15 protein-coding genes are annotated in these 20,210 nt (G+C 68.3%); 9 read left to right on the forward strand and 6 right to left on the reverse strand.

The genetic code is table 11. From position 1 onward, the window contains the following. Positions 1–13: 13 nt before the first annotated feature. The 3 genes from EV653_RS01580 to EV653_RS01590 form a co-directional block, all read right to left on the reverse strand. Entirely contained in the window at positions 14–991 is a 978-nt protein-coding gene (locus EV653_RS01580) for a hypothetical protein (protein WP_134097218.1), read from the reverse strand. Then, positions 988–5,709 (reverse strand): ATP-binding cassette domain-containing protein, encoded by a 4,722-nt coding sequence (locus EV653_RS01585; RefSeq protein WP_134097220.1) that lies wholly within the window; start codon positions 5,707–5,709, stop codon positions 988–990. The genes EV653_RS01580 and EV653_RS01585 overlap by 4 nt, the downstream gene beginning before the upstream one ends. A gap of 91 nt (positions 5,710–5,800) precedes the next feature. Next, complete coding sequence (locus EV653_RS01590; protein ID WP_134097222.1) at positions 5,801–6,418, reverse strand: hypothetical protein; 618 nt, start codon at positions 6,416–6,418, stop codon at positions 5,801–5,803. Positions 6,419–6,569: 151 nt separating this feature from the next. Between EV653_RS01590 and EV653_RS01595 the strand changes: the two genes are divergently transcribed. Then, positions 6,570–7,568 (forward strand): endonuclease/exonuclease/phosphatase family protein, encoded by a 999-nt coding sequence (locus tag EV653_RS01595; RefSeq protein ID WP_134097224.1) that lies wholly within the window; start codon positions 6,570–6,572, stop codon positions 7,566–7,568. Here EV653_RS01595 and EV653_RS01600 read toward each other — a convergent pair. From EV653_RS01600 to EV653_RS01610, 3 genes are read right to left on the reverse strand one after another with little or no spacing between them, the layout of a single operon-like run. Continuing rightward, positions 7,557–8,198, reverse strand: coding sequence for a response regulator (locus EV653_RS01600; protein WP_134097226.1), 642 nt, complete (start codon positions 8,196–8,198; stop codon positions 7,557–7,559). The two genes, EV653_RS01595 and EV653_RS01600, sit on opposite strands and share 12 nt — an antisense overlap. Beyond that, a complete protein-coding gene (locus EV653_RS01605) occupies positions 8,191–9,318 on the reverse strand; it encodes a sensor histidine kinase (RefSeq protein WP_202871451.1) in 1,128 nt (375 codons plus the stop codon). The genes EV653_RS01600 and EV653_RS01605 overlap by 8 nt, the downstream gene beginning before the upstream one ends. Then, complete coding sequence (locus EV653_RS01610) at positions 9,315–9,800, reverse strand: DUF1453 family protein (RefSeq protein WP_134097228.1); 486 nt, start codon at positions 9,798–9,800, stop codon at positions 9,315–9,317. Before EV653_RS01610 ends, EV653_RS01605 begins: the two co-directional genes overlap by 4 nt. 166 nt (positions 9,801–9,966) lie before the next feature. Here EV653_RS01610 and EV653_RS01615 point away from each other — a divergent pair, with 166 nt between their 5' ends. From EV653_RS01615 to EV653_RS01650, 8 genes are all read left to right on the forward strand, one after another. Continuing rightward, on the forward strand, positions 9,967–11,646 hold the full coding sequence (locus EV653_RS01615) for a sodium:solute symporter family protein (RefSeq protein ID WP_134097230.1): 1,680 nt from the start codon (positions 9,967–9,969) through the stop codon (positions 11,644–11,646). Positions 11,647–11,659: 13 nt separating this feature from the next. Beyond that, positions 11,660–11,908, forward strand: a complete 249-nt coding sequence (locus EV653_RS01620; RefSeq protein ID WP_134097232.1) for a hypothetical protein — start codon at positions 11,660–11,662, stop codon at positions 11,906–11,908. 109 nt (positions 11,909–12,017) lie between these two features. Beyond that, entirely contained in the window at positions 12,018–12,785 is a 768-nt protein-coding gene (locus tag EV653_RS01625) for a phytanoyl-CoA dioxygenase family protein (RefSeq protein ID WP_134097234.1), read from the forward strand. Then, positions 12,782–13,672 carry a helix-turn-helix domain-containing protein gene (locus tag EV653_RS01630; protein WP_134097236.1) on the forward strand — a complete coding sequence of 297 codons (891 nt, stop codon included), beginning with the start codon at positions 12,782–12,784 and terminating at the stop codon, positions 13,670–13,672. Before EV653_RS01625 ends, EV653_RS01630 begins: the two co-directional genes overlap by 4 nt. Positions 13,673–13,836: 164 nt before the next feature. Further along, the gene (gene leuS / locus EV653_RS01635; protein ID WP_255510598.1) at positions 13,837–16,317 is read left to right on the forward strand and encodes a leucine--tRNA ligase; all 2,481 of its coding nucleotides are present in this window, start codon (positions 13,837–13,839) and stop codon (positions 16,315–16,317) included. 10 nt (positions 16,318–16,327) lie between these two features. Beyond that, positions 16,328–16,732, forward strand: a complete 405-nt coding sequence (locus tag EV653_RS01640; RefSeq protein WP_134097240.1) for a YjbQ family protein — start codon at positions 16,328–16,330, stop codon at positions 16,730–16,732. 100 nt (positions 16,733–16,832) lie between these two features. Continuing rightward, positions 16,833–17,027: a hypothetical protein gene (locus EV653_RS01645; protein WP_134097242.1), complete on the forward strand. Its 195-nt coding sequence runs from the start codon at positions 16,833–16,835 to the stop codon at positions 17,025–17,027. A 170-nt stretch (positions 17,028–17,197) separates the two neighbouring features. Next, on the forward strand, positions 17,198–19,768 hold the full coding sequence (locus tag EV653_RS01650) for an ATP-binding protein (RefSeq protein ID WP_134097244.1): 2,571 nt from the start codon (positions 17,198–17,200) through the stop codon (positions 19,766–19,768). The last annotated feature ends 442 nt before the right edge of the window (positions 19,769–20,210 follow it).

Consider the following 20,210-nt stretch of genomic DNA (forward strand, 5'->3'; position numbering starts at 1 on the left):
CCCGCGCGATGCGTCAGTAGCGGTGTGGTCCGCGCTGGTACGGCGTGAAGCCGGCGGGCTCCTCGTTGCCGATCCAGTCGCCGTCGTCGAGGCGGCGCAGGCTGGTCTCCAGATCGAGGGTCAGCCAACCGGCGAGCTGTGGATGGACGGCGTGTTGCCACAGCCCGTAAGGCCCGCGGAGGCTCTCCAAGTAGTCGACCAGGTCGTGAATCCGGCGGTCCTGTGGGGAGACGCCGCATCGTGAGGCGAGGTCGAGCAGGAAGGCGAGGTCGAAGGTGGCGTAGAACGTGATCTGGCCCATCGCCCGTTCGAGCCCGGCGAGCCGGGACACCTCCCAACCGATCGTCGACGCGTCTCGGGTCTCGCGGGCGAGCAGGTGGTCGACGCCGATCCGTGCGGCGTCGGATCGCCGTCGCTCGGGATGCATCGCCAAGCAGGCGACCGCGCCGGTCGTCGCCGATCGGCACCCTAGCCCGCGAGTCAACCGGCGGTACTCCTTTTCCGGCGGGGCCGGGCGGCCCGCCTGTCCGAGATCGGCTTTCGGGCCCGCGGGCCACGACCCATCGGAGAGGCGGACGCCGAGCAGCCACTCGTAGGCACGCTCGGCCCGGGGATCGGTCGCGAAGCCCGCGGCGGCGATGCCACGCAGCGGTACGACGGTGTGCATCGTGATGAAGCGAGGACCCTCGACCGGGCCAGGAACCGACCACGAGCCATCCGGTTGCTGTACGGCGAAGAGCTTCTCGGCCGCGGCCGCCATCGCCGGTCCGCGATAGCCGAGGTAGGCGAGTTGGCAGAGCAGATGCCCCGCGTCATAGGGCCCGGCCGCTACCAGCCGCGAGACGAGTGCCTCGATCTCCGGGCTCCCATCAATCTCGGCACGCCACGCGGCTACCTCGGCGTCCTCGTCCTTCGCGCCCTCCAGTTCGCGGGCGGCTCGCCACCGCAACGAAGGGGACGGATCTCCGAGCAACAGGGTTCCGACGTTCATCGCAGCACCTCGAGCAGATGCGGCGCGGTCGGCGTGTCAACCATCGCCTCGGGCGGCCCCTCGAAGACGATCCGGCCGCCGTCCGGGCCCGCACCCGGTCCGAGCTCGATGAGCCAGTCGCAGGCGGCGAGGAAGGCCGGATCGTGTTCGACCACGAGCACGCTGTTGCCAGCGGCAACGAGGGTGTCGAGCGTGCGGACGAGTACCGCGACATCCGTGGCGTGTAGGCCGACGGTCGGTTCGTCCAGCACGTACAGAGCGGTTGCCTTCGTCGTCCGGGCGAACTCCTTGGCAAGCTTCAGCCGCTGCGCTTCGCCGCCCGAGAGGCTCCAGCCCGGCTGTCGCAGTACCAGGTAGCCGAGTCCGAGTTCGACGGCGGCGCCGCCCACCCGTCGTACGGCGTCGAGGTCGCCCCACTCGTCGACCAGCTCGGCGATCGTGAGCGCTTCGATATCGGCCAGACTCCGGCCCCGATCGAGCAGAGCGGCGGCCTCGCGGCGATAGCCGGTTCCGCCACAGGCGTCGCAGGTCTGGCGAACCGACGGCAGGAACGACATGTCCTGCTGCCACGTGCCTTTGCCCTTGCAAGCGTCGCAGCCGTAGCTCAGGTCCTTAATCGTGATGCCCTGCTCGATCGCGGCCTCGCTCGCGGCGAACTCCTTCCGGACGGCGCCGCTGAGCCCGAGGAACATTCCGGGTGACGTGATCTCCGCGCGGGACTGGTCGGCCACCACCGTTCGGGTCGGCGCACCGGAGATGGTGTCGTGGTCGCCGGGCCGGACGCGGATCGCACCGCGGCCGGGAATGTTGGTCTTCGGTCGGACGAGACCCAGCGCGACGGTGTCGACGACGAGCGACGACTTTCCCGACCCGGACACCCCGCAGACCCCGACCAGCACGCCGAGGGGTACGTCGGCGTCGAGGCCGTCGAGGTTGTTCTCGCGCGCTCCGGTCACCTTCATCCAACCGGCCGGCTCCCGACGGCGGTCGCGGCGTACCGCCGGAACCCGTCCGTCGAGGATCGCTCGCGTCACCGACTGCGCGCTGTCCAGACCGACCAGGCGACCGCCGGACGGCCCGGCACCGGGGCCGATCTCGATCACGTCGTCGGCCGCGCGGATGATGATCGGGTCGTGCTCGACGGCGATGACCGTGTTGCCGGCGGCCCGCAACTCGGTCAGCGTCCCGGCCAGTGCGGTGACTTCAGCGGGATGCAGACCCCTCGACGGTTCGTCCAGCAGCACCGTCATGCCGACCAGTCCGTCGCCGAGCACCGACGCCAACTTGATCCGTTGTGCCTCGCCGGCCGAGAGCGTCCAGGTCGCCCGATTCAGGTGAAGATAGCCCAGCCCGACGGAACGCAGGAAGCCGAGCCGACGCAGCGCGACGGTCCGGGCCTCCGCAGCCTGTGGATCGTTGGGTACCTCCATCGAGGTCAGCACGACCTCCAGATCCGCGAGCGAGGCTGCAAAGAACTCGTCCCGCGCGAGTCCCTGCAGTCGGATCGTCAGGTACGGCGCGCGCAGCCGCCGGCCGGCGCACTCCCGACATGGGGACGCGGTCGAGACCGTGCCGCCGACGTCGTTCGCGGCCCACGCGTTCAACCCGCGCCAGAACGCGTCACCATACAGAACGGCGTGCTGGGCCTCGTCACTCAACGCCTTCCAAGGGGTGCGGTCGAAGTCGAACCCGTAGCGCTCGGCCAGCGAGCGGATCGGCGGCTCCTCCCCACTGGTTGTGCCGAACCACGCCAGCATGCCGCCGAACACGCCGCCGTAGACAGGCGCGTCCGGGTTCACGATCAGCTTGTCGAATTCGAACTCTCGCTCGACTCCGAGACCCAGGCATTGCGGACAGATCGACACGGGTGACCCGACCAGATGACGCGGCTCGATCGGCACCGCGCTGGTCCCGCAGTCGCTGCAGCTCCACGGCGACTCCGGCTTCGGGGACGTCCGGCGTACGGTCTCGCCTCCGCAGGAAAGGCAGGTACGGACGCCGGCCTTCGCGATGACCACGGCGAGCAGGCGGTCGAGGTCGGTGGACCGGCCGACGGTGACCCGGTCGGCGTCCCAGACGTAGAAGCCCGGCCCGCGCCCGTCGAAGCTCAGGCCGGACGGGTCGATGCTCATCGTCGTACCCAGGCCGGTCAGGGAATCGACCGGAGCCTCCGGTCCCTCTCGGACCGACTGCCGCTCGTAGACCGACAAGCATTCGAGCAGTCGCCTGGTCGCCTCCGACTCGAGGACGTCGTGGACCAACGACGACTTGCCCGAACCCGATACGCCGGTGACGACGGTGAACCTGTCCTTGGCGAAGTCAACGTCGACTCCGTGCAGGTTGTGGGCGCGGGCGCCTCGGACCTGGATGGTGTCGCTGGACCGGCGGCTGGTGCGCGGCTTGGCGCGAGGCCGCACCGGCGGCTGCTCGTCGGCAACGGGAGGCCCGCAGTGCTGCAGCCGTCCGCCGTCGGGACCCCCGCCCGGGCCCAGATCGATGCGCCAGTCGGCTGCGGCGATCACGTCGGGCTGATGTTCGACGACGACTACCGTGCAACCGCTGTCCGTCAGCCGGTCGAGCACCGCCAGGAGCCGATCGAGGTCGCCGGGATGCAGACCTGTCGTGGGTTCGTCGAGCAGCACGAGGTCGCCGGACCGCGCCTTGGCCACCTCGCGGGCGAGCCGGACGCGTTGGGCTTCGCCACCGGAAAGACTCGGAGACGGCTGCCCGAGCGTCAGATAGCCGAGCCCGACCTCCTGTAGTGGTTGCAGGATGCGGCTCACCGAAGGGTGCTCAGCGAACACCGCAGTGGCCTCGTCGACACTTAGAGCTAACACGTCGGCGATCGACCGACCCGCCCAGGTCGCCTCGAGGACCTCAGGACGGTAGCGCCGGCCGTCGCAGGTCTCGCACGGAACCCAGATCGGCGCGAGCGAGCTCATGCCGATCGCCACTGACCCCATGCCCTCGCAGTCCGGGCACGCACCCTCCGCCCGGTTGAAGGTGAACTCCGATGGCGATCGTCCGGTCTCGTCCGCGAAGACGTCGCGGATCCGGTCGAGCACCTTGGTGTACGTCGCCGGATTCGACCGCGGGTTGTTGCCCAGCGGAGCCTGATCCACCGCACGAGCGCGGGTCGCCGGCGCGTCGAACGCCGTACATCCGACCGGGGCACGCTCGCGCAGGGATGCCAGCAGCACCTCCTGGGTGAGGGTGGTTTTGCCTGCTCCCGACGGCCCGGTGATCACGGTCAGCGATCCGAGCGAGATCTCGCAGTCGACAGCGCTGAGGTTGCGCAGGTTCGCGCCCGTCATGCGGATCCGGTCGCCGGATATCGGGCGTTGCGCTCGCTGTCGGCGTGCGCCGGCGGAGAAGCCGAGGCCCGAGGCTGTTCCGGCTCGCCACAGCTCCGCGGGCGGACCCTGGAAGACCAACCGCCCTCCGCCGTCGCCGCCGCCAGGCCCGATCTCCACGACATCGTCGGCCATGGCAACGGCCAACGGGTCGTGTTCGACCATCAGCACCGGTCCCGGAAGCGCAGCGATGGCGTCGAGCAGTCGGCTGAGATCGTTGTGATGCAACCCGATCGTCGGCTCGTCGAGGACATGCAGCAGGTCTTCGAGGCGCCCCGACAGTACGACGGCGAGCCGCGTTCGTTGCGCCTCGCCGCGCGACAGCGTCGGCATCGACCGGTCGAGGGCGAGGTACCCAAGGCCGAGCTCTTGCAGCGGACGCAGCCGTCTCAGCAACTCGTCCTGGATGCGCTGAGCGCGCGACCCGAGCGGGAGCTCCTGCACGAAGTCAAGGACCTCGGTCACGGATCGAGCTGTCAGCTCCTGAAGCGTGACGCCGGCGATGCGATGCGACGAGGTGTCGTTGTCACCCCGGAACGCCGACGGTGCGAGCGGCCGGACCCAGGCGCCACATTGCGGACAGATCGGCGCCCGCAGTACCGGCGTACCACCGAGCAGCACCTCGGGCCGGCCCAACCCGTCAGCTTGCTCCAGCGTCGCCCGGACCTCGGCTGCCGACATGCCGGGGTGAAGGGTGGCCACTCGTACGACGATGTCGTGGGGGAGCGCCGGGTCGAGGCGGCTCTTGGAGGTCGTCGACCGCGGGCGTCCGTCGACCGTGACCTGGGCGAACTGTCCTCGGATACCGGCGAGCAGTCGTGTGTGACTCCCAACCAGCCCGCGAACGATCGCGACTTCGACGTCGAGGCCGTCGTTGCGGGCGAGCAGGTCCAGAGCGGTCGTCAGGCGCTCCTCGGCCGAGATCGCCCGGACCGGTAGGTGGCAGTGCGGGCATTCGACCTCGGCAAAGCGTGAGTACAAGATTCGCAAGAACGGGTGCAGGCCGACGGACGTCGCCACCGTCGAGGCCGGGTTCCGGTTGAGCACGTTCTGAGCCACCGCCACCGCCGGGCCCAGGCCCTCGATCCGCCGAACCCTCGCGGCAGGAACGCGCGCGTTGTTCCCTCCGAGGGCCAACGACTCGACGAACCGCCGCCGCGCCTCGGCGTACACCACGTCGAACGCCAACGACGACTTCCCCGACCCCGACACCCCGACAACAGCCGTCAGCCCCGGCCCGAAGGACACGTCGACAGCGCGCAGATTGTGTTCAGCAGCGCCCTGTACGTCGAGAATCCGCCCGCCCCGACGCGTCGGGCCGCGAGCACGCCCGACCACACCGTCTCCCGCACTTCGGCGCTCCACCCCGCCATCCTCGCAGCTACGAGGCGCACGAACGAGCCTGAGCCGCTGGATCAGCCCTCACCCGTTGCTCCAGGCAACGGATCTGGGGCGGTCAGTCGGCGACTCTGCCTCGATTGGTGACCTGGATGTGTGGCGCGCGTTGGGCGACGGCGGTGACAAGTTCGTCGTACAGGAGGGGTCTGCCGAGAATCTCGTGGCTGCCGGGCCACGGGCACGACGGTCCCCACGCCTTCGTGCTGCGGGGCAGCATCCCCTCGTCCAGCAACATCACGACCAGCCGAGGCTCCCAGATCTCGTCGCCCTCGTCGTTGACCTCGTGTCGCTCGAGCCGGCACACCCCGCGGATCTGCCCCCAGGGAATCGCCCGAGGCTGCTCCCCGCCCAGATAGATGCCCGAGTCGTCAACAGTCAGCAGTACGTCGTCCTCGTCGGATTCACGCCGCTCCTCCAGCGCCGTGATCGCCCCCGCCAGCAACAAGATCGGCAGCCCGACCGCGAAAATCAGCGGCGTACCGCCCCAGGCCAGCCACACGGCCTCGAGCGGCTCCCGGATCGATTCCCCACGGATCGCCTGCACCACGACGATCACCAGAGTCAGCGCCACCATCAGCCCGAACACGACGGTCCCCACCGCAAGCGCGGTCGTCGTGGTGCCGATCCCGCGGCGTTTGACGACGAACGGCTGACTGAGTTGATGCGCTGACGGCATACGGGCATTGTCGGGCCTGTCACTCCGAGGCACCAGAGTTCTCGCGGATTCCTCATCAGAACGGCCGGAACGGTCGTCCGGACGGATGAAATCGCCGAACTCGACCGCCCACCGACTTTGGTCCGGCCCCGGTGTCCGCAACAATCGCTGCATGCCGGACCGCCAAACCGCAGTCGCCACCCGCCAACCGCCGTCGCGCAGCAACGCGAGCCGACGCAAGAAGGGCGGTCGATGGCGTCGCGGCTGGTTCATCGCGGCGCTGGCGATCCTGTCCGCGCTGACACTGATCTTCCATCGTTACGTTCCGAACTCGATCGGCAACCTCGGCAGCCTGCTCGACACGTTCCTGCCGTGGGTCGGCCTGGCCGTGCCGATCCTCGCCGTCGCGGCTCTGGTTCGGCGTTCCGCGACCGCAGGCGTCGCCCTGCTCGTCCCCGCGCTCGTCTGGGGCGTGATGTTCGGTGACCTGCTGCTCCCGGGCAAGGGCTCGGGCGGCGCGTACGACCTGCGCGTGCTCACGCACAACGTCGACGCCGCCAACCCGGACCCGAAGGCGACCGCGAACGACCTGCTCGGCGCCGGCGCGGACGTGATGGCGCTGGAGGAGATCACCCCGTCCGACCTCAAGGTCTACAAGGCCGCGTTCGCCGCGAAGTACCCGTACCAGGTGTCCCGCGACACCGTCGCCCTCTGGTCGAAGTACCCGCTGGTGGAGACCAAGTCGGTCGACGTCGGGTTCGCGTGGACCCGCGCCTTCCGCGCCGAGGTCAGCACGCCGGAGGGCAAGGTCGCAGTGTACGTCGCTCATCTCGCCTCCGTGCGCGTCGGCACCAGCGGCTTCACGTCGGATCAGCGCAACGACACGATCAAGGCGCTCGGCCGGCAGATCGCCGACGAGAAACTGGCCGGCGTGATCGTGATGGGCGACTTCAACGGCACGGCGAACGACCGCAGCCTCGCCCCGCTGACCTCCGGACTGCGCTCGGCGCAGGGAGCGGCCGGCACCGGGTTCGGCTTCACCTGGCCGTCGAAGTTCCCGATGGCGCGGATCGACCACATCCTCGTGCGCGGCGTCACACCCACCAAAGCCTGGGTGATGAAGCCCACAGGCAGCGACCACCGCCCAGTCGTCGCCGAGCTACGAATCTGACGCGATTCCTTTCCGGTAGGCATACCGGACCGCCTCCGCGCGGTGCCGGGCGCCGATCTTCGCGAACGTGTTGTTGATGTGCGTCTTCACGGTCGCCTCGCTGATGAACAGCTTCCCGGCGATCTCCGGGTTGCTCAGTCCGCGCGCGATCAACCGCAATACTTCGGTCTCGCGCGCGGTCAGCCCGTCGCTGCCGGACGACTCGGGTGCGAGCCCGGCGATCAAACGCTTGGACACCTCGGGATCGAACGTGGACTGCCCGGCCGCGGTCGACCGCAGCGCGGCGCCGATCTCGGCACGGCCCGCGTCCTTCGTCAGGTAGCCGCGCGCTCCGGCACGCAGGGCGTTCGCGATCGACGCATCATCGGCGTACGTCGTCAGCACCAGGACGGCGACGTCCGGGAAGTCGGCCGTGATCCGCGCCGTCGCCTGCGTGCCGTCGAGGACCGGCATCCGCAGATCCATCAGCACCACGTCAACGTTGCCTCCAGCAACCAGCTCGACGGCTTCGGCACCGTTCGCGGCAGCGCCGACGACGTCGACACCGTCAATCAGCCCGAGCAGCGCCACCAGACCTTCACGCACGACCTGCTGGTCGTCGGCCACCACCACGCGGATCGCATCACTCATTCGGCACCTCCGCGACCACCAGCCAGTCGTCCCCGTCCGGACCCGCCGTCAGCGTCCCACCGACCAGGGCCAGCCGCTCGCGCATCCCGGCGAGCCCGAACCCCTCGCCGGTTGTCGCTCCCTTGTTCCGCACGGACAGGCGCACACCCTCGGAGTAAGCCAGCTGCAGCTCGATCGGCTGACCGGGCGCGTGCCGAGCCGCATTCGTCAGCGCCTCCCGAGCAGCGCCGAGCAAGGCAACAGTCACCCCGGAATCGGCCCGCACGACCGTCCCGGTCACGCTCAGCCGCACCGCCGTACCGTGGTCGTTCTCATGCTGTTCGGCCAGCGCCGCGACTGCTTCCGCCAGGTCCGGCACCGAATCGGCCCGCAGCGCAGCTACCGCGTTGCGAGCCTCCGTCAGCCCTTGTACGGCGAGCCGCCGCGACCGGCGTACCCGCTCCAACGCGCCCTCGGTATCATCGCGCTCGTCGAGCAGCGCCTCGGCCACCTCGAGCTGAACGCTCAACGCACCCAACGAGTGCGCGAGTACGTCGTGCAGCTCACGCGCGATCCGCCCGCGTTCCTCGAGCGCGGCAGCCCGGGCGTGCTCGCTCTGCGCCAGTCGGGTCTGCTCCAGCAACTGCTCGGTCTGCCGGGCCTGCACCTCGTACTGCCGCCGATTCAACCCGAACGCGACGAGTACGGCGGTCCACAGCAACTGGGTGAAATACCAAGTGTCCGGCTGGCCGAACCACCACGCCGATCCGGCGTACGCCGCCGCGACACCGATGCCCGCAGCAACGATCGGCCGATTGCCGTGCCGTTCGAAGTCGATGACGGCAATATCCGTGATCGCGACCAGCACCAGGGCCAGCGAGTTCGACTGCGGGTAGCCGGCGATCAGGGCGTTGGTGACTGCGACCGCGGACAGCAGCACGAGGGCGGCGTACGGACGGGACGCCATCAGCACGGAGCCGATGACGAAGACGACGAAGCTCACGGTGAGCACGACCCAGACCCACCCGTCGGCAGGGCGCGCGGTCGCCAGTACGGCGACCACGACGCCGGCGGTGAGGATCCGGCCGACCCAGCCGCTCTCGCCGTGCGGCCGGGTCGGCAGCAGCGCCTTCAGATTCACCGGGTGCTGTACTCCTCTGCCTCGCGACGGGCCTTGTTCTGGATGACCACAGACTGAGTCAACAGGTTCGCACCCATCGAGACCATCAGCGCGGGGCCACCGGACATCGAGGCGCCGAGCAGGTGCCCGACTCCTGCCAGCCCGAGCCGGACGACCAGATAGGCCACCATGATGGCGAGCCCGGGCGTCCCGAGCCGGAAGAACACCTTCCCGGCCCGCCGCTCGACCTGAGCGACCCGGCCGGAGGCAGTGCCCGCGATCAGGGCGACCGCGGCGCCGATGACCAGCAGGACGACGTCGAGGAAGCCGAGGCCGGTGTGCCGGTCGTACAACTGGTAGACCCCGGCCGCCATCAGGATCAGCGGCCCGCGCCAGACGTCGGTGTCGGAATTCTCCAGCTCGGACCAGGACATCCGCCGGGCGAGGACCAGGACGACCACGGCGACGACGACGAGTGCGTTGGGTAACGTTCCGAAGCTCATGTCACGGACGGTAGGGCTGTCCGGTCTCTCCAGAGGACCGACCAAGGGTGGAGATCCGGGTGGAGAACCATCGGGCGCGGTGTCGCCGCCCGGATGATTGAAAGTAGGAGTAACCTTCCTCACCGGTAACACCACGATGCGTCACACGCGACGACACGGAGGGGCGATGCTTCCGCAACAATCCATCCTGAGACTGGATGCCACGGCGATCGACTACATCATCATCGCCTTGTACTTCGTCTTCGTGCTCGGCATCGGGTACCTGGCCAGACGCGCGGTCTCGAGCAGCCTGGACTTCTTCCTGTCCGGCCGTTCGCTGCCGGCCTGGGTCACGGGCCTGGCCTTCATCTCGGCCAACCTGGGCGCGATCGAGATCATGGGCATGTCGGCGAACGGTGCGCAGTACGGCATCCCGACCGTGCACTACTTCTGGATCGGCGCGGTCCCGGCGATGCTCTTCCTCGGCGTCGTAATGATGCCGTTCTACTACGGCTCGAAGGTCCGCAGCGTCCCCGAGTTCATGCTGCGCCGGTTCGGCAAACCCGCGCACCTGGTGAACGCGATCAGCTTCGCCCTGGCGCAGGTGCTGATCGCGGGCGTGAACCTGTTCCTGCTGGCCACCATCGTGAATGTGCTGCTCGGCTGGCCGATCTGGGTGTCGGTGATCGTTGCCGCGGCCATCGTTCTGAGCTACATCACCCTCGGTGGCCTGTCCGCCGCGATCTACAACGAGGTGCTGCAGTTCTTCGTGATCGTCGCCGCGCTGCTGCCGTTGACGCTGGTCGGCCTGCACAAGGTCGGCGGCTGGCAGGGCCTGGTCGACAAGGTGAGCGCGTCGCCGGGTGGTTCGGAGCAGATGTCCGCGTGGCCGGGCAATGCGCTGAGCGGCTTCCACAACAGCTTCCTGTCCGTGATCGGCATTGTCTTCGGCCTCGGTTTCGTGCTCTCGTTCGGCTACTGGACGACGAACTTCACCGAGGTCCAGCGCGCGCTGGCCTCGAAGAACATGTCGGCGGCCCGGCGTACTCCGATCATCGGCTCGTTCCCGAAGATGTTCATCCCGTTCATCGTGATCATCCCCGGCATCATCGCCGCGGTGGTCGTGCCCGAGCTGGCCCAGTTCAAGGCGAACGGCAGCGGCCAGGTCGACTACAACGACGCGTTGCTGCTGCTGATGCGCGACCTGCTGCCGAACGGCATGCTCGGCCTGGCGATCACCGGTCTGCTGGCCTCGTTCATGGCCGGTATGGCGGCCAACCTGAGCTCGTTCAACACGGTCATGTCGTACGACATCATCGAGCGCTACCTGATCAAGGACCGGCCGGACGAGTTCTACTTGCAGACCGGCCGGATCGTGACGGTGGCCGGCACACTGGTCGCGATCGGAACGGCCGCGATCGCGTCCGGCTACAGCAACCTGATGGACTATCTGCAGCAGCTGTTCTCGTTCTTCAACGCGCCGCTGTTCGCCACGTTCATCCTCGGTATGTTCTGGAAGCGGATGACCGCGACGGCCGGCTGGATCGGCCTGGTCAGCGGCACGGCGACGGCGATCCTGGTCTTCGTACTGTCCGAGAACGGCGTGATCAACCTGCCGGGTCAGGGCGCCAGCTTCGTCGGCGCGGGTGCGGCCTTCGTGGTCGACATCGTGATCAGTGTGGTGGTCAGCCTGGTGACGACACCGAAGCGCGACACCGAGCTGGTCGGCCTCGTGTACTCGCTGACACCGAAACAACAGCGCACCGAGGTGGCGGTCGCGGGCGACGGCGGCTGGTACCGCAGGCCGGTCCTGCTGGCCGGGATCTCACTCACGCTGACCATCATTCTCAACATCATCTTCGCCTGAGGGAGGGCTCGAGATGGCAGACAAGAAGAAGGCCGGTGCCTTCGACATCCGGATCGTGATCGCGGCCCTGATCGGCATCTACGGAGTGGTGCTGACGATCCTCGGCATCGTCGAGAAGCAGCAGGAGATCGACAAGGCTGCCGGCATCAACATCAACCTCTGGGGCGGCATCGCGATGCTCGTGTTCACCGCCCTGTTCGTCCTCTGGGCCCGGCTGCGGCCGATTGCCGTACCGGTCGAGGAAGACGGGACCGGGGAGTAGCCGGCCGGGGCTGCATGTCCGTTTGACGAACATCGGCGTCCGGGCGGGTCCTCCCGTCCGGACGCCGCCGTTCGTAGGCTCGAAGTACCCGATCAGGAGGAACTTCGAGATGACGATCACTTCTGACAGGCCCGACCTGTCGACCGCGGCACAGCAGTACGCCGAGCAAGGCTTCGTACTGGTGAAAGGTCTGCTCAGCAAGGAAGAAGCGGCGTACTACCGGCAGCGCAGCCATGACCTGCTGGCGCAGCTGAACCGGTCCGACGACCCCACCTGGGGAGCCGCCCGGGGAATGACCGAGGCGCCGACGAAGCTGCAGCACCTGCACGACGCGCAGTTCTACGACGCGGCGTTCTCGAAGCTGCTGGTGGACCCGCGGTTCACCGACGTGGCCGCTGCGGTGATGGGTGTGGACAACGTGCAGCTGCACCACACCAAGCTGTTCGTGAAGCCGCCGGAGAACGGTTCGCCGTTCCCGCTGCACCAGGACCACCCGTTCTTCCCGCACACGCACCACCGGGTCGGGGCGGCGATCTTCCACTTCGACGACGCACCGGTCGAGAAGGGCTGCGTGCGGGTCATTCCCGGCAGCCACAAGTCCGGTCCGCGGGAGCATGAGGCAGAAGGGTCGTACCACCTTCTCGAGCCTGCCTTCGAGGAGGCGACGCCGCAGCCGGCCGAGGCGGGCGACGTACTGTTCTTCACCTATCTGACCGTGCACGGGTCCGGGGTGAACGTGAGCGGCGAGGCGCGGACCACCTGGTTGATCCAGTACCGCGACCCGGCGGACCCGCCGATGGTCAAGACCCACGACTGGTCGCTCGGTCAGGGCATGATGCTGCGAGGAGTCGACCCCACCGGCAGGAGCGCTGTTTGAGTCTTGCGTCCGTCGCAGCGGCGGATCGGTTCGTCGACCTCGCGGGACTACTGGAGTCCTGCGAGGTCGACGGCTTCCACGCGGACTTCCTCAGCTGGGGTCACTACCGGCCGGAGTACTGGCGCAACTACTGGCACACCCACTCCTTCCACGAGGTCTGCCTCGCGTACTCCGGCGAGGGTCGCTTCAACTCCGGCTCTGCCTTGTACGACGTCACGCCGGGCTCGGTGTTCCTGGCCCGCCCCGGCGACGTACACGAGATCGAGTCGTCGCACTCGTCCCCGCTGGGCATCGCCTTCTGGGGCTTCACCTTCCGCCCGGGATCGTTGGAGCCTGGCTGGTGGTCAGGTCTGACGCGCGCGGACGGTCCAGTGATGTCGGACCGCGTTGGCTCGCTGCCGGAACTCATCAGTGCACTGTCCGCCGAGGCTGCTGCACCAGTCTCCGGCTACAGCACCGTCCTGGCGTCTCTGGGAGCCGCTTTGGTGATGGAGACCGCGAGAGCGTTCGCGCTGGACGACGACCTAGCTGTGGAACCGGTCCGCCGCGACCGTGGCCCCATGGTGGTGGAGGCGATGCAGCGTCACCTGCGCGACAACCTGTCCCGGCCTATTACCGTCAGGGACGTCGCCGCGGCCGCACATCTCTCCGAGCGCCACGCGGAGCGCCTCTTCCAGCAACAGACCGGCGCCTCGATCATGTCCACTCTGCGCCGCCTGCGCCTGGAACTGGCCGCCCAGCTCTTGCTCGACCCCGCGGTCACCGTGACCGAAGTAGCACGTGCCTGCGGCTACTCCGACGTACGTCCGTTCTCCACCGCGTTCCGCCGCCACTACGGCCGCACTCCAGGCGACCATCGCCGTACCGGCGGCACCGAATTCATCTGATGCGGCAGTGCTATCCTGGCACCATGCGAGTGAGCCTGCTCCTTAGTTAGCCGTACTGGCGCGGTCAGTACGGCATCCCCTCCTGCGTGAGGGGCTTTTTTATGTCTCGGGTGCCGTCTGGCACATTAAGGCTCAACAAAACACACGAAGTATGGAGTAGGACCGTGAGCGAGCAGGTGGAGGACACTCCGATCGACCGGGGTGGCTACGACTTCAACGCCATGCAGGCCAAGTGGCGTCCGGTGTGGGAGAAGCTGGACCCGTTCAAGGCGAAGGACGACGGCTCGGCCGAGCGGCGCTACGCCCTCACGATGTTCTCCTACCCGTCCGGCGACCTGCACATGGGCCACGCCGAGGTGTTCGCGCTGCACGACGTGCTGGCCCGCTACTGGTTCCAGCAGGGGTACGACGTGCTGAACCCGATCGGGTGGGACTCCTTCGGCCTGCCCGCGGAGAATGCCGCGATCAAGCGCAACGAGCACCCGGCGACGTTCACCTACGCCAACATCGAGACGCAGGCCGAGTCGATCCGGCGGTACGCGATCAGCTTCGACTGGTCCCGCCGGCTGCACACCTCGGACCCGGAGTACTACCGCTGGACCCAGTGGCTGTTCCTGCGGCTGTACGAGCGTGGTCTGGCCTACCGCAAGGCGTCGTACGTCAACTGGTGCCCGCACGACCAGACCGTGCTGGCGAACGAGCAGGTCATCCAGGGACGTTGTGAGCGTTGCGGTCACGAGGTGACCAAGCGCGAGCTGACCCAGTGGTACTTCAAGACCACGGAGTACGCCCAGCGGCTGCTGGACGACATGGAGCTGCTGCAGTGGCCGGAAGAGATCCTGCTGATGCAGCGCAACTGGATCGGCCGGTCCGAGGGTGCTTTCGCGAACTTCGAGGTCGAGGGCCGCGACGAGCCGATCAAGGTCTTCACCACCCGTCCGGACACGCTGTTCGGCGCCACGTTCATGGTGGTCGCGCCGGACGCGAAGCTGGCCGCCGAGCTGGTCACGCCGGAGCAGCAGGCTGCCTTCGACGAGTACCTGACCAAGGTGAAGGCGACCACCGAGATCGAGCGGCAGAGCACCGAGCGCGAGAAGACCGGTGTGTTCCTGGGCTCTTACGCGATCAACCCGGTGACCGGGCAGCGGATCCCGATCTGGGCCGCCGACTACGTGCTGGCCGACTACGGCACCGGCGCGATCATGGCCGTGCCCGGCCAGGACACCCGCGACTGGGAGTTCGCGGAGAAGTTCGGCCTGCCGATCGTCCGCACCGTGCAGCCGCCCGCCGATTTCGACGGCAAGGCGTACACCGGTGAGGGCGCCGCGATCAACAGCGCGAACGACGAGATCAGCCTGGACGGGCTGGACATCGCCGACGCGAAGTCCCGCATCATCGACTGGCTGGAAAGCAAGGCCCTGGGCGAGCGGACGATCAACTACCGCCTGCGCGACTGGCTGCTGAGCCGCCAGCGGTACTGGGGCTGCCCGATCCCGATCATCCACTGCCCGTCCTGCGGCGAGGTGCCGGTCCCGGACGACCAGCTGCCGATGGAGCTGCCCGACCTGCGCGGCGCGGACCTGCAGCCGAAGGGTGTCTCGCCGCTGGCCGCGGACCGCGAGTGGGTCGAAGTCGAGTGCCCGAAGTGCGGCGGCAAGGCCGAGCGGGACACGGACACGATGGACACGTTCGTCGACTCGTCCTGGTACTTCCTGCGCTACCTGTCCCCGCAGTACACCGACGGCGCCTTCGACCAGGAGGCGGCGGACCGCTGGATGTCGGTCTACCAGTATGTCGGCGGCAAGGAGCACGCGGTACTGCATCTCCTGTACGCGCGCTTCTTCGTCAAGGCGCTGTACGACATGGGTCTGCTGAGCGTCGTCGAGCCCTTCACCCGGCTGCTGAACCAGGGCCAGGTGATCAACAAGGGCAAGGCGATGAGCAAGTCGCTGGGCAACGGCGTGAACCTGGGCGACATGATCGACGAGTACGGCGTCGACGCGGTCCGGCTGACCATGGTCTTCGCCGGTCCGCCGTCGGACGACATCGACTGGGCGGACATGTCCCCGGGCGGCTCGCTGAAGTTCCTGCAACGGGCCTGGCGGCTGGCCGCCGCGGTCGAGGCGCCGGTGGGTTCGGACCCCTCGACCGGCGACGTCGAGCTGCGCAAGCTGACCCACCGCACGGTGGCCGACGCGAGCGAGCTGATCGACTCCCACCGGTTCAACGTGATGGTGGCCCGGATCATGGAGTTGGTGAACGCCACCCGGAAGGCGATCGACTCCGGTCCTGGTGCGGCCGACCCCGCGGTCCGCGAAGCGGTCGAGACGGTGTCGATCCTGCTGAGCCTGGTCGCGCCGTACACGGCCGAGGACATGTGGGCCGAGCTGGGCCACGAGCCGACCGTCGCCAAGGCCGGCTGGCCGAAGGTCGACCCGGCGCTGCTGGTCCAGGACACCGTCACGTGCGTGGTCCAGGTCGCGGGCAAGGTGAAGGACCGGCTGGAGGTCGCGCCGGACATCTCCGAGGCCGACCTGGAGAAGCTGGCGCTGGACTCCGACGCCGTGCAGAAGGCGCTGGACGGTCGCGGTACCCGCAAGGTGATCGTGCGGGCGCCGAAGCTGGTCAACATCGTCCCGGCCTGATGGACGCTTGATGGATTCCGTCCTACTGGATGTTCACACCGGTGCTCGTGAGGTCGTCATGGACCTCACGAGCCGGTGTGAACAGTTCGTGTCGGGGCGCGGCGACGGACTGCTGCACGTCTTCGTCCCGCACGCGACCGCCGGCGTCGCGATCCTGGAGACCGGCGCGGGCAGCGACAGCGACCTGCTGGCCGTGCTCGAGGACCTGCTGCCGCGAGACTTCGGCTGGCGGCACCGGCATGGCTCACCCGGACACGGCCGCGATCACGTGCTGCCCGCGTTGATCCCGCCGTACGCGACCGTTCCGGTGCTCGCCGGCCGGCTGACGCTCGGGACGTGGCAATCGATCTGCCTCGTCGACACCAATCGCGACAATCCCGACCGGCATGTTCGGCTGTCGTTCCTGGCCGGTTAGTGGACTACCCGGTAACTCCCGGCGGGCGTATTTTCGTGACTTATCGTGATGTTGCGGATCGCGTTACGTTTGCGAAACACGACTCCGCTTGAATTGCCACATGGCAGCCCTGGACACCCTGCGCGACGTCACCATTGACCTGCTGGCCCGCGCGACCCGAGGGGTTTGTGACGGCAGCTTGCTGAATGCCGATGCCGGTCGCGCCGACACCAGCGCGCGCATCGACGACTGGTCCGGCATTCTTTCTCTGTACGCCGCCGACAATGAATCCCACCCGGTTCGCGCAACTGCTTGAAACACGCATTTCTGACCCCGCAGCTATTCTTTTCAGGCGCAGACTTGTTGCCTCGGCCAACAAGTTCTGTGACCCAGGCCGCATCCCGCACGCCGGTCAACCCCGCCACACAAGCCCCGGTCACGCTATGTTGTGACAGGAACGTGGGGCCTCCAGAGGGGTGACATGCTGTGTCGGACACGGATGGCCGGGCTGGCGGTCGGCGGGGTTTCGCCGATCTGTTGCTCGACCTCAGGGTCCAGGCCGGACTGTCCCAGGAAGAGCTGGCCGACCGCGCCGGGCTGAGTGTGCGCTCGATCCGCGAGATCGAGGCCGGCCGGGTCGCGCGGCCGCGCAAGGATTCGGTCCGGCTGCTGGCGTCCGCGCTGGGTCTGCAGGACACCTCGCAGTTCCTCGCCGCGGCCGGTCACGGTACTGCCCGGCGCGTCGTACAGCCGCCTGTCGTCTCGGTTGCCGATGCCGCCCCGACCGGGCTGCGCTGGCGTGGCACGCGGCCGATCCCCGACGGACTCGTCGGCCGCGAGCAGGAGCTGTTGGAGCTGGAGTCGCTGCTGCGGCAGAACCGGCTCGTCACGCTCGTCGGCCCCGGCGGGGTCGGCAAGACCGAGCTCGCCTTGGCCGCGGCCGACCGCTTCTCCGGCGCGGACACGACCGTGGTGGTCGTCGACCTCACCACGGTCCAGCGCGATGCCGCCGTACCCTCGGCCATCCTCGACGCCTTCGGCACCGCCCCGGGTACGTCGGACCTGGACGACGTGCTGTCCGGTCGCCAGCCGGGTGATCTGGTGATTGTCGAGGACAACGCCGAGCATGTGCTCGACGGCGTCGCGACGGTCGCCAACCGGATGGTCCGCAGCTTCCCAGGCGTCGGCGTGCTGGTGACGTCGCGGATCCCGCTGGGCCTGCCGGATGAAGTCGTACGACGGGTGCAGGTGCTCGGCGTACCGGCGAACGACGAGAACTTCGAGGAGATCGCGGCCTCACCGGCCGTCGAGATGTTCTGCCGCCGGGTGGCGCGGGTACGGCCGGACTTCGTCCTGACGCCTGCCAACGCTCCGACCGTGGCGCGGCTGTGCCGGCGGTTGGACGGTCTGCCGTTGGCGCTGGAACTGGCGGCGGCGCGGGCGGGGTCGTTGTCGGTGGAGACGATTCTGGCGGCCTTGGACGACCGGTTCCGGTTGCTGTCGGGGCCGCGGCGGTTCGGTGCACCCCATCAGCGGACGCTGGCCGACACGATCGCGTGGAGCGTCGACGCGCTGTCCGACGCGGCGCGGCAGCTGCTCTACCGGTGCTCGGTGCTCGGCTCGCCGTTCACGCTCGAGGCGGTTGCTGGGGTATGCACGGGCGATCCGATCGACGGTCTCGACGTACCGATGCTGCTGGCCGAGCTGGTGGAGAAGTCGCTGCTGCAGCCGGTGCTCGAGTTCGAGCAGTTGTACGGCTCGCGGTACAAGCTGCTCGAGACGATCCGGGAGCACGCGTACGCCGGTCTGTCGTCGCAGGGCGATGATCTGGTCGAGTTCCGGGACCGGGCGGTCGCGTGGTGTTCGACGTACGTCGCGGGGCTGGAGGGCGCGTGGTCGTCGCCGGACCGGGACCGGCAGTACCGGGCGGCGCATGCGAACTCTGCGCTTTTCGAGGTGGCCTTGGAGCGGGCGGGCGAGCTGGGGGAGTGGGACGCGGCTGCGCGGATCGTGCTCGGCTTCCGGATCGCATGGCAGTACCAGGCGAGTGTGGCCGAGAGCGGGATCCGGTGGGCGACGCTGTGCGCTTCTCAGGTGTCCGACAAAGAGGTCAGCGGCCGCCTGCTGGCTATCGCGGGCCGGTTGTCGAGTCTGACCGGTGACATCCGTGGAGCGCGCCGGCACTACGAGGAAGCCCGCACTTTGATCCCGGGCGAGACCGAAATGGGGCTGGTCGCTCGTGGCGGCTGGGTGTCATCCGGTTCGCACCTGCTCGATACACAGAGCCTGGCCGAGATCCCGGCCCTGGTCGATGACGCTCGGAAGCATGGCGACGTACAGCGGTCCGCGACCGTGCAGGCGACCTGTGGGCTGGCGTTGTTGCGGTGGGGTCGGCTGGAAGAGGCCAAGGAGCTCCTGCTGGCGTGGGAGGCCGCACTGGTCAATCCGGGTGTCTACCCGGACGAGATCGCGTACATGGCGCTCAGCCGGGTCGACCTCGAGCTGGGGAACCTGGCCGAAGCACGTCACTGGGCAGAGCTCGCCCGCGACAGCCAGGCGTCGGACGATCCCGAGCGGACCAAGGTCGCCGGCTGTCTGGCGATGGTCGAGTTCCACGACGGCCGGTACGACGAGGCGCGGGCGCTCCTTGATCAGGCGGACGCCGACATCCGCGGACACCGCGGGTACTTCGACTATCTGGTGATGCTGTATCGGTCCCGGCTGGCGCGTGCCGCCGGAGAGGTCGAACAGGCCCGGGTGTCGATCCGCGACGCCCTGAACCGGCTGTTGCTCGAGGGGCGGGTCGTGTACCTGCTCGAAGTACTGCCGGAGGCTGTGGCGGTGCTGCACGCGCTGGGTCGCTCGGAGGCGGGAGACGCGTTGTGCGGGCAGCTGCTGGCGTGGCAGCGGTCGATGGACCCGCCGATGCTGCCGACCGCGTGGGCAGTGCTGCAGGAGTCGTGTGAGAGCGCTTCGGTCGCGGACGGATGGCCCGAGCCGGATCCGGCGGCCGCGGTGCAGCGGCTGGCCAACGACGTACTCGCTGCGCTTTCCTGAGCGCCGGCCCCTCCCTCCCCTCCCTCCCTCTTTCCTTCCTTCCTTTCGTCTTATGACGCGGATCCGCGGAAGCTGCCGGGTAACTGCCGGTTGATCTGCCTCGTCCTGACATGGCTGCCGGACCAAGAATTACAGCCGTAGGGCAGGTTCCACGAAGCAGAGTCCGACACCGGGCGGCGGCAGCGAAGGAGCGGTGAACCATGAAGAGGCCATGGGGCATCGCCGGACTGCCGAGGAGCGCGGCGAAGGCGACGCGGAGGGCATCCGGCGGCTGGTTGGTGGGGGCGCCGAGCGGCTGCCGAGAGCTCCGGGGTGCTGTCGAGTGTGGATCTGTCCTGCCTGTACCGGACGCAGTGCACCGTCAGGGCACCGCTTTCGGGGCGGGGTCCCAGCAGCGGGTCAGGCACACGACACAGGGGACGAGTGTCACGACCCGGTTGGC

Source organism: Kribbella pratensis (genome assembly GCF_004365355.1).
Taxonomy (GTDB): domain Bacteria; phylum Actinomycetota; class Actinomycetes; order Propionibacteriales; family Kribbellaceae; genus Kribbella.

Excerpts from the sequence above, each read along its gene's own strand:
- EV653_RS01580 (WP_134097218.1), bottom strand. The coding sequence starts at position 991 with ATGAACGTCGGAACCCTGTTGCTCGGAGATCCGTCCCCTTCGTTGCGG.
- EV653_RS01590 (WP_134097222.1), bottom strand. The coding sequence starts at position 6,418 with ATGCCGTCAGCGCATCAACTCAGTCAGCCGTTCGTCGTCAAACGCCGC.
- EV653_RS01595 (WP_134097224.1), top strand. The coding sequence starts at position 6,570 with ATGCCGGACCGCCAAACCGCAGTCGCCACCCGCCAACCGCCGTCGCGC.
- EV653_RS01600 (WP_134097226.1), bottom strand. The coding sequence starts at position 8,198 with ATGAGTGATGCGATCCGCGTGGTGGTGGCCGACGACCAGCAGGTCGTG.
- EV653_RS01610 (WP_134097228.1), bottom strand. The coding sequence starts at position 9,800 with ATGAGCTTCGGAACGTTACCCAACGCACTCGTCGTCGTCGCCGTGGTC.
- EV653_RS01615 (WP_134097230.1), top strand. The coding sequence starts at position 9,967 with ATGCTTCCGCAACAATCCATCCTGAGACTGGATGCCACGGCGATCGAC.
- EV653_RS01620 (WP_134097232.1), top strand. The coding sequence starts at position 11,660 with ATGGCAGACAAGAAGAAGGCCGGTGCCTTCGACATCCGGATCGTGATC.
- EV653_RS01625 (WP_134097234.1), top strand. The coding sequence starts at position 12,018 with ATGACGATCACTTCTGACAGGCCCGACCTGTCGACCGCGGCACAGCAG.
- EV653_RS01640 (WP_134097240.1), top strand. The coding sequence starts at position 16,328 with ATGGATTCCGTCCTACTGGATGTTCACACCGGTGCTCGTGAGGTCGTC.
- EV653_RS01645 (WP_134097242.1), top strand. The coding sequence starts at position 16,833 with ATGGCAGCCCTGGACACCCTGCGCGACGTCACCATTGACCTGCTGGCC.